The 10,453-nt window shown below is 35.3% G+C and carries 7 protein-coding genes; all 7 read right to left on the bottom strand.

Annotated features, from left to right (window positions below; genetic code table 11):
- Positions 1–352 precede the first annotated feature (352 nt).
- On the bottom strand, positions 353–2,752 hold the full coding sequence (locus L1267_RS12530; RefSeq protein WP_235383069.1) for a hypothetical protein: 2,400 nt from the start codon (positions 2,750–2,752) through the stop codon (positions 353–355).
- Positions 2,753–2,779: 27 nt separating this feature from the next.
- Positions 2,780–4,591, bottom strand: coding sequence for a hypothetical protein (locus L1267_RS12525; RefSeq protein WP_235383068.1), 1,812 nt, complete (start codon positions 4,589–4,591; stop codon positions 2,780–2,782).
- Positions 4,592–4,689: 98 nt separating this feature from the next.
- A complete protein-coding gene (locus tag L1267_RS12520) occupies positions 4,690–5,265 on the bottom strand; it encodes a type 4 pilus major pilin (RefSeq protein WP_235383067.1) in 576 nt (191 codons plus the stop codon).
- Between the two features lie 99 nt (positions 5,266–5,364).
- Positions 5,365–6,447 (bottom strand): type II secretion system F family protein, encoded by a 1,083-nt coding sequence (locus L1267_RS12515; protein WP_235383066.1) that lies wholly within the window; start codon positions 6,445–6,447, stop codon positions 5,365–5,367.
- Positions 6,448–6,461: 14 nt separating this feature from the next.
- A complete protein-coding gene (locus L1267_RS12510; protein ID WP_235383065.1) occupies positions 6,462–8,288 on the bottom strand; it encodes a GspE/PulE family protein in 1,827 nt (608 codons plus the stop codon).
- A 66-nt stretch (positions 8,289–8,354) separates the two neighbouring features.
- Complete coding sequence (locus tag L1267_RS12505; RefSeq protein WP_235383064.1) at positions 8,355–9,011, bottom strand: hypothetical protein; 657 nt, start codon at positions 9,009–9,011, stop codon at positions 8,355–8,357.
- Positions 9,012–9,021: 10 nt separating this feature from the next.
- Positions 9,022–10,446 carry a hypothetical protein gene (locus L1267_RS12500; RefSeq protein WP_235383063.1) on the bottom strand — a complete coding sequence of 475 codons (1,425 nt, stop codon included), beginning with the start codon at positions 10,444–10,446 and terminating at the stop codon, positions 9,022–9,024.
- Positions 10,447–10,453: the final 7 nt, after the last annotated feature.

The following is a 10,453-nucleotide window of genomic DNA, read 5'->3' as shown; positions in this document are numbered from 1 at the left end:
CTGACAATGCAGATAACAATGCGTCATTGGTTATAAAGAAACGGGCAATCAATCTCATTTTAGACTCTGGAACGGAGTTGTCTGACGATGGAGTTCTCAGAACTAAGTCAGATAGTGGACGTGGAGGCAATCGTAAGACTAGCCGAGCCAAAAGCTCGATTAGCAGTGTCCAACGAAGCGTCAAAAAAGAAAGGTTAGTAGCTTAGGCTACTATCTTGGAAGCTCGCGAGCTTTAGCTCCGAGTAGTTCACTATTTCATTATAAGATTTCTTATCGTAATTATGTTAATTATGGCAAAAAAATGTGAAACAGTGTTTCACATTTTTTTGCTTTCCTTTATCTTTATTTCCCTTTAACTACCTATTTTACAGGTTTCATATTTCTCTGTAACAGTAAGAATATGAGTAGACATGCCGTATGGGGCTTCTGAATAATACCACCTGTTACTTTTCATTAAATACATATTCATTCCTGTTTGGAGTGGAGCCTCTGGTTGGCCTCGACCATATCCAACTCTCTCACCATCCCAATAATATGACCAAGATTTGCTGTTACTAACAACACCACCACCTGCCATAATTCTGTATTTTATAGTTACATTATTTGCATGGTCAGCTTTACAGAAGTTTTCTGGTTCAGGCTCTACATAATCGCATGCAATCTTACATGTATATATTGGAACACCGCCAACATTGCTTTTAAGGCTACAGCTCCAATCGCTAGGTACATTGTTTGTATTGCCAGTAACTTCTACTGTATCCTCTAAATATCCATCAGACTGACATTCAGATACAGGTTCGAGTGGAATAGCACAAGATGTCTCACACATATACATTTGCTCGCCGGTAGTAGGATCGACATAATTATCCTGCAAAGTGCAACTCCAACCTAAACTCATAGCATCTGACGCATCAGAGGCTTTCATTGGCTCTAGTACTGTTGAGCCGTTACACTCATGGCCTGTAAGTTCATCAGGAATTTCTTTTGTTAGACTTTCAGCCGCATCATATATTTCACCCTGAATATCTGCGTTGTATTGGTCCATTCCATTCAATACATCCAAAAATCCAACCCAACGACTGTCGGCAGGAGATCTGATCATTAGGTTCTCTAAATCCACATAACCACTAACCTTAGAAGAGCATCGCGTGTAATCACGGTCTGCCACGTTACATGTTATGTCTTCGGAAGCAAAATAAATCGAATTTGCATTTAAATTTAATGACTCTCCGTTTACTGAGGGCGCCATTGTATTATTTCTAAGAGTGTTAACCAAACTCACATGACTTGGGTCTAAAATATAATTTCCATTATTATCAATTATCATGTCAGCATATGTTTTAGATAAGTATGTATTGCCCTCATCTGAACCTAAATTGCCTTCGATAAGAGTTTTGCCCGTATTGAAAGAGCTACCTTCAATGCTAACGTTACCTGTTGATGTGTAATCGTCTAAAACTGATATGTCGCTATCAGAAATCAGCATGTCGCTTGAACGTATGTATTTAGATGAGGCTGTTCTATCTGCAATTACACTACCTAGTACATACAAGTTTTGAGATTCCACAAATGAATTTGCTTTTAAAGAGTTAGTTTCTAGTTTTCTTTGAGTCGAGATACCATTATTAAATAAGCCGCCCATCGTGACATTTAAATTTGCAGTAGTGTCGAGATCTCCATCAGTACCTACACCTCGTACAGTAACGAGCTCTCCTTTTGATGAGATATCTCCTTTTGAAAAAATGTCTCCTTTAGTGTTAATGTTTAAATCATTTTCTAATGAACCTGTAATATAAGTGTCAGTGTCAAATACGACGCCGCTACCTAAGACAGGCTCAAAGTCATCAGTAGCACTGTCAAATACTTCTGAATTACCGAAAATGATAGCTTTACCTAAAACATTATAAATTCTGTTCACAAAAACAATATCGCGGTTTTCATTATCCGCTTTAAATTGGAATCTGCCTTGCATTTCAGAACTACCATCAGTTCTAACCCAAGAATCATTACTATTTCTGTTGCTTGTAAGGGCCACAAGAAGACCACCTTCTGGATCAACAGTATCTTTTGAAGATACACAAAAACTATCTAATAAACCCGAGTCTAAATTTTGAGGGCAATATAAGTATTTATTATCACTGTAACCTAAGAAGATCTTAGTTGCTGGTGTACCATCAGGATTGATCTCAGAACCAACACCATCTTCATTACTTAATGTGATTTTTCTATTCTTATCACCACCCATTGCAGTTAAAGCAGCGAGGCCCAACATACTTTCACTAACTTTGTCAAAAGAAGCATCTCCGAAATCAGCAAATCTAAAGTCAACGTGTGTATGAGCGAACATACTGTTTGGCTCTGTAATATCAATTCGAGTTACAAATGAACTCCCATTTATGCTGGTAAACCCATCCGTAAAATCACACGGTAGGTAATTCTTATCAGCAAGACCGGGGTCAGGACAATCTACAGAGCGTAGCCAATCTACGCCTGTAAATATTAATTCATTGTCTAAATCAGTATCGAGCTCCCTAACTGAAGTTTTAGTGCTATTTAAAGACACATATCTAGCAACTCCATTATTATAGCTCATTAATTTAACACCCATCTGACGTCCACTTTCCTGACTTTTTTCTTGTTGCTCATACTGCATTGTCAGAATTGCAGCGATACTGAAAATAGAAACTAGAAATATGAACTCAAGAATCGTAAACCCTCTCTGGGTATGAACTTCAAGGTTTTTAGTATTCATTTAAATTTCCTTAAGTAAAAATTCTAATTATGGGCAATGACCGTTTTCAATAAATCTGCCTTTAACGTACACACCACCGTATACAGGCCAACATTCAATATGATCAGTATTTACATTATCATCATAATCATCGATAACCTCTTCTAAGTTATCGTTAATTTCATCTTGCGTATTGTTAATTTCAGTAAGCCAATCTACAAGACGAATCCATTGATTTGTTGACTCCCTTTTAACAAAGAGAGATTCCATGTCCCAAAAACCCTCAAGTGAAGTTGCACATGATTCAGATGCTGAAGTACATGCATCATTTTCAGCAGCAAATAAAATCTTATCTGCATTCATATTTAATGTGCCACCTGTTGTACCAGCTGCATATCTATTAGCTCGCATAACATTGACTCTAGAAATATCACTTGGATCTAGCAGATAGTTTCCATTATTGTCGAAAACCATGTCAGCAAATACAGTTCCAAGATACGCTGCACCTTGGTTAGCAATGATATCGCCCTCTGCATATAGATTACCTTTTATAGAAGTATCACCTTCGATATATTGATTACCGCCAATAAAACTATCTTTAGATACCAAAAGATCACCTTCCGAAAATAGTCCAACTGACGCTCTTACATAAGGAGCCGAAACTGCGGTGTTAGCGTAAACATTACCGCGAGAATACACCTCTTGAGCTTCAAGAAAACCATTAACGTAAGCTGTGTCTGTTGAGGTTTCACCAATTACACTGATACCATTTTGAAATAAGCCTGTACCAAGTACAATTAAATTACCAGCAACATCAACGTCGCCAAGTGTTGAAATTCCTTCATTTGAATAGAAATGTCCTTCTGTTACAATATCACCATCAGCATAAATTTCACCTTTGGTTTCAATATCGCCATCTACCGTAATATTCCCAACCACTTTAGCATCAGTATCGATTACAACGCCATTACCAAGAACTGGCGACCAATCAGTATCATCTTCATCAAAAATACCAGAATTACCAAGTTTTAACGCTTTACCTGTAATATTATATAGACGATTAACATTAACAATCTCTCTAAACTGATCAGGTGTCTCTTCATTAAATGTAAGGTTATTGTTCATTGTATTTCCACCATCAGTTCTAACCCATGAATCAAGCTGAGGGTGAGCTTCAGTTGTCATAACAAATGAACCTTTTCGAACAACACCATTCACTGTACAGTCTTCACTAAGCATTGAATCCTCAAAGCCAAGTTGACAATAGGTAATTTTAGATGATGTGCTAGACATATAAGGTTCTACACTTGTTATATTATTGCCAGATAAAGATAAGCTACTTGAAAATGAGCCACCAGTTGCAGTAATTGCAGTTAATGTAAGGGCTGAATCGCTTAAAATAGTAGTGGTATTGCCTTGAGCATCCAAACTAGTCATATCAATCACAGTTTTTATAATTAAAGGTTCATCTAATTCACCTTTAGTAACAGTAGATGAGAATGAAGTGCTTCCAATGCCTGTTATTAATGAATCAGGGAATGAACAATTGATAATGCCATATTCACCAGAAGCAGGATCAAGATTGCCGGGAACAACGCAATCTCCCGCTAGCTTTAACCAAGAAGAACCGACATTGATATTTTCTGAATCAACTAAATCATCATTACTGGCGTTAATAGTTGCATATTTCCTTGCTGATGTTTGATATTCATGCAGCTTTGCGCCTAAATTACGAGCTTGAATGTTTTCAGTATCCATAGCTTGGCTTTGAATCAATAAGATATAGCCAATTGACATTAATCCCATAACAAGTATGACTTCGAAAAGAGAAAAGCCTTCTTGCATTTTTTTATTGTTCATAACATAAATCTCTTATTAAATTTATTATTATGATGACTATAACAAAAAAAACGCCATGTAAAATGGCGTTTTATAAAATTAGTTAGTTATTTCCGTTTTTATCGGTCTAACCATTTAATTGTGATTAGTTGGTTAGTACCATCAGACTCCGCAAAGCCACATGCACCTTGGATATCAGCAACGTTCATGCTTGGATCAATGATTGTACCGTCAACATCAACTTGGAAGTATGTACGATAAGTTTTTTGAACTAACTCGTTACAAGCTCGAATAGGTACTTCTTTAAATAAGATACCAAAACCATCGTCATCAATGCCGCCAACATTTTCAGGGGTAATATCAACACCATCTGTTGCGAAATTACTACGAATTAATGTCTCATCACCCGGAACACGCATACCTTCAGGTACACCATTTGATGAAAGTACAATCGTGTTTGATAGACCTTCATAAGTACCTTGTTGCTGGAATGAGTTTCGAACATTTGTTGTTAAAACACCTAAGTTTTGAACTGTAGCAGAAACATCACTTGTTAACTTAGCTTGTCGATACCAGTTAACCGCAGCAATAATAACCATTACACCAAGACCTAGATACATCATAAACTCAACAAGCGATGTACCTTCTTGCTGTTTAGCTTTTGATTTTTTTGGAGAAAACTTTCGTAAAAGCATATATAAACCTCTTTATTATGTTAATTATGATTTCGGATATTATATTAAGTATTAACAATTCTTTATTCTACATATAATGCAACTTATATATGTGAGATTTTACCCAGTTTGTGAGATTGACTGAATTAAACTGTAAAAACTCATATAACTCCACCCAATATAAAATACTAGCAATAGCATCACTAATATCTTTATCGTGTCAGCAGCAGCAGATATTTTCTCAACACCATTCAAAATTGCTTCTTTACCTATAACTTCGATGCTTTCACCGATATTTTTAGATTTAGCGTATATGCCAATATCAATTCTTGATTCTTCGTCAAAGAATTCAGTGTTAAACGCATCGCCAATAGTCATACCACTATCAAGTCTATTTGCTATCAATCCAAGTTCATATTTCATATATTTTGGAGAAGTTCTTCTAATTTTTTGAAGGGAATACTCTAAATCTACTCCGCTTTTTACCATGCTAGATAACGAAACCAAGAACATACTTGATTGAAAACTGCGATACATAGAAAATAGGGGGGTTTTATCTAATTTTCTTCTAATTGGTCCTGTAATATTAGATAAAGACCATTTTAAGATAAATAATGAGCCAAAGAATCCACCAATAATTAACCCCCACTTTTCTCTTACAATCTCTGAAATTGCATGTAGTTTCTGGGCCCCAGAAGGCCACTCATTTGGATTAGTGAATCTTTCGAATTCTGGTACTACTTGAGTTGCAAACAAATAAGCCATTCCAAATAAAATTACTATTAAAAAGAAAGGGTATGCTAGTTTTTTTCTAACAGTAGCAATAGCGTCTTTAGATGCTCTTGTGGTAACAATTGTATTTTCCATTGCTTCCACCATTCGACCACCTTCTTCACCACTTTTAATTAACATAATTTCACTTGGTGAAGCCCAGCCTACTAGCGAGTCCGATAGGCTTTTAGCTTCAATATTCATTGAATAAATTATTTTTTCTAGTATATATACACGAACATCAAATAACTTATTTAAGCTCTTATAGGCATCTTTAAGTTCGGTTAATACATCCAATATGGGTACACCTTGTTCTAAGAATGACTTTATCTTATTAAATAACTTAAACTTTATATTTGTAGTAAATAACAACTTATAGAAAACATCTTTTACGTAGCTGCCATTAGGCTCGTAACTTTTTTTATTTTTCATAATCTATCCAAACTTTATCTTTTTATTTCTACTACTTCTGCCTCACTTCTTTTTTTTCCTGCAAGTGTAGATGTAGGTGCTTTCTTTTTGCTGTTATCAAACTTTTTAAGGAGCTCATTTAGTGATATATCACTCATGTCAATCCTACCGACTTTTTCTTCAAGATCTCTAATATCAACAATGCCGCTTAATAATTTATCCTTGCCGTGGTCAACAATGAACTTACCTCCGCATTCTCGATAATACTGAATAGCCTCTTCGTCACGACCTTCCATAAATAAATTTTTCATTTGTCTATCAGGTACGCAAACTTCAGCTATAACTTCTCGACCTGATATTCCTTCAAAATCACATTTATCACAACCAGATTCATTTCTAAACTTGATATTCTTCAAATCTTTTTCTTCGAAAGTGCTTTCTAATCTAGTTAGTGTAGCTTGCATAGGGCTATCTTTATTTTGAGATTTTTTATATTCGTAATAATTTACTGCGCAATGTGGACAAACTTTTCGCACAAGGGATTGATATATTAGACAAGATATAAAACTTGACGATCCTATAACACTACTCTCTACACCCAGTTCTCTTAACCGTACTAGAATATCAAACATACTTGGCGCATGAACTGTTGTGTATACTTGGTGTCCAGACAATGTAGCATCAACAAGAAGTTTTGCTGATTCGCTGTCGCGAATTTCACCCGGCATCAAAACATCTGGATCTGATCGTAAAGAGGCTCTCATTGCAGCATTAAAAGGCGAAGTTTCTTCACTATCCTTATTTGCTCTTACAACAGGTATTTGTGTAGCTCCATCGATTCTATGTTCTGGTGGATCTTCAATTGTAAGTACTCGAGTTGCTCCATTTGATTCTCTCAATATCTTACGAATTAATGTACCAAGCGTTGTAGTTTTACCAGAGCCGGTTACACCAGCAATAAGAAATACACCCACTGGTATTGTCGTTGCAAAATCGATGAGATTGTTTTGTAACTCATCGTAGCCTAAAGTTGTTAACGCTTGTTCCTTTTGCGCTGTTCCCAGAGGCATAATTCTCATTGTCATATCAAAGCCATTTGGATGTGCAGGCACCGTTGCAAGTCTTACTGTTACATCCGTTCCGTTAATGACTCGGTTAATTATCCCATCCTGAGGCTTTCTTTCATTATAAGTAGGCTCTTTGGCGCCAGACTCTGCCAAGGATGTGTATGCAACAGAAGCTAGTGAGCGAGCTTTTTCTACAGGAAGTTCGGTATCGAATTTTACTTTACCTTTAATTCTCATTAGCACTCTAGCTTTATTATTTGAGACAGATAGGATTACATCCGAAGTTCCCTTATCTACAGCTTTTTTAAGAATTGAATCAAATAATTGATGATAAACACCTTCATCTTGTTGCTTTAATTTAGATACTGATGAAACAAAATTTGAATTAGTAATATCAATTATATTTTTTGTTGTGAAAAGTCTTTTAACTTTAAAGCCTTGATCAACGCAACGTTTCTTAATTTGCAAATAATCATTGTCAACTTTTAGTCCAGCTTTAGATTCTTCACAAACAATATATAAATTAGATTCATTATCTTTAGATTGTAATATTACATAGCTTTCTTTTAGTGAATTATCTAAACTTAGTCTATCTGTAATGTCGAATATTTTACTGTATTTAGGAAGCTCATCACTACGATATATAACAGTTTTATTTGTTGATGGTAATAATGATTTACTTGAAGAAGACCGGTTTCTATTAGCTTCCTTTATGACAACTTCTCGCTTAGTTGCCTTGCGAGAAGTGTTTAGTTGATCTTCAATATAGGTTGCTAATGCTTTAATAGGATTCATATTATTATTCTTTTTTTTATTAAAAGATACTTACCCAAATGCCACATCTAGGCGGAAAGCCTCTTGTTATCTTCGTAACGAAAGGCCTGACGCTTGAGATGATAATAACTTCGCAGCATCCTTATTGAATGTTTTTGAAAACGCATACTTTTCATTAGTAAGGTGAACAAAAGTATCTTTATTTCCATCATTCAATGTAATTCCATTTGAATGTACTCGCGACACTTTTATCTTGTCTGAGATTTTGGCACCAGCGCTAACTTTACCAATCGTTTCATTGAAGTAGATTGTAGCCACCAAATTCTCACCCGAACCTGAGATTGCCGTCACAAAAAGATTGTTTGATACATTATCAATTCCGGCCAATACAGCATTTTCAGCATCATTTAGAGCTTGTGTAAGTTCAGTGTTTTTTGCTTTTAATACTGCAATTTCATCTAGAAGTGCTTTTTCACGCTCTGAAAATTTAATAAATAGTTCTTCTTGTTTTTTATTTAAAATTTCAGCAAATCGGTCAGATGCAAGTTCTTCTTGATTGTTTCTACGCTGTAACTTCAATTGTTCAAGTTGATTCATTTTGGTTTCAAAAACAATTTGCTCTTCAATGTTATCCATTTGACCAAGAGTGGCTGTAGAACCATTATTTTCTTCAGCTGCCATAACTTGTGATGCTGTCGCCATTGCTAGTACTGCAATTGATACTTTTAATAATTTACCTTTCATAATAAATACCTTACTTTAAAAAATTGTTATGATAAACGCCATACATTGTCCATGAAATATCACTTCCAATATTAACAACCACTCGTTCCAATAAGAACTTGTCTGTGCTTGAAAATACTTTTTTTGCTTGTAATATCTCGGATAAAAATTTACCTTTAACAATAATTTCTCGAGAGTCAGTTTTTAACTGTCTTTCGTTTTCCTTAGAAGAGTCTCTCAACCCCTTAATAGGCTCTTGTCTATCAGTTAAGTTAAGTTTTGACATACTCCAATTTAAAGAGTTGATATCTAAATCATGCATAAGGTTAATAACATTATGCTCTTTCTTAACTAAGTCTTGAAATTTGACGTTATTACGAGTAAAAAAGTTCTGGTCAATAGGCTTAAAAATATTGGCTACACTACCGTTTGGTGAAAATACAATTGAAGTTCCTACGTACTCTTCTTTTAGAGTAAGTGCAGTACCTTGCCTTGTTTTAATATACTGATATTCCAAGGCAGTAGGGAAACTAACATCAAAAGTTACTTTTGCTAAACGCCACCCTGCGACACGCGCTGGTTCTTTGTATAATGTGTCATGTAGATATTCAATGAATGTAGCTTCATTTAAGAGACTAAGATCATCATTTAGCCATTCTAATTCTTGCCTTCTAGCTTCTTGAATAACGACATCATCTGACTTTGTGATACTTTTATCTATAAAATCACCTGCGTCACGACTTTTCATCTGAGGTAATTTCTTTAATAATTTGTCTGTATCAACTTTTTTTGGTTGTTCAATTAAGCTTGCTGTTGATTGTGTCAACTCATCACCAAACAAGTAATAACCTCCCCCAACAACAAAGGCCAAAACCAGTGCCGCTTTAATGAGGTTGTCTTTTTGCGAGTGAACTTTCGCAAAAGTTAATTTCTTAATTACAAGATCAGTTGAATTTACTACCTCAGAAAAGTCTAAATAGAAGTCTGCATCGTAGCCAGAATCAATACTTTCAAGTTTTGAATCAATATAGAACGAAAAGCCACCTAAGTCTTCTGTGCCCAATGCCTTAGAAAGCTTTGCAAGCTCGTCTTTTATGTTCGTAATCGATACAATTAAATCGCCATTAGATACAATTTCATTTTGTGAAACACAGCACACCCAAGCCTGATCGTCATTAATAGGGTAGATGTAAATAAAATCATCTTTGTCAATTAGTGCGTTGTAAAGTAAATGTGCAGCCGGTACTGTTTTAGGTTCATAAAGCTCATCAATGGTAGTGTAAATGGTCACATTGCTATCATCATCATCACTCGCTTTAGCAATGCTATAGCTAAATTTATCGCCATTTTTTTTACATTCTTCTTTGATTGTTTTTTCAGCCTGACTGGAAGATACTGTCTTCCAGTCAAAACCAAAGCCTAAAACAAGACCGTCTAAATTTCTAAGCTTTATCATAGATACA

The organism is Pseudoalteromonas sp. OFAV1 (genome assembly GCF_021532595.1).
Classification (GTDB): Bacteria; Pseudomonadota; Gammaproteobacteria; order Enterobacterales; family Alteromonadaceae; genus Pseudoalteromonas; species Pseudoalteromonas lipolytica_C.
This window is presented reverse-complemented; position numbering and strand designations above follow the sequence as displayed.

Coding starts and splice junctions, on each gene's coding strand:
- L1267_RS12530 (WP_235383069.1), bottom strand. CDS start 2,752: ATGAATACTAAAAACCTTGAAGTTCATACCCAGAGAGGGTTTACGATT.
- L1267_RS12525 (WP_235383068.1), bottom strand. CDS start 4,591: ATGAACAATAAAAAAATGCAAGAAGGCTTTTCTCTTTTCGAAGTCATA.
- L1267_RS12520 (WP_235383067.1), bottom strand. CDS start 5,265: ATGCTTTTACGAAAGTTTTCTCCAAAAAAATCAAAAGCTAAACAGCAA.
- L1267_RS12515 (WP_235383066.1), bottom strand. CDS start 6,447: ATGAAAAATAAAAAAAGTTACGAGCCTAATGGCAGCTACGTAAAAGAT.
- L1267_RS12510 (WP_235383065.1), bottom strand. CDS start 8,288: ATGAATCCTATTAAAGCATTAGCAACCTATATTGAAGATCAACTAAAC.
- L1267_RS12505 (WP_235383064.1), bottom strand. CDS start 9,011: ATGAAAGGTAAATTATTAAAAGTATCAATTGCAGTACTAGCAATGGCG.
- L1267_RS12500 (WP_235383063.1), bottom strand. CDS start 10,446: ATGATAAAGCTTAGAAATTTAGACGGTCTTGTTTTAGGCTTTGGTTTT.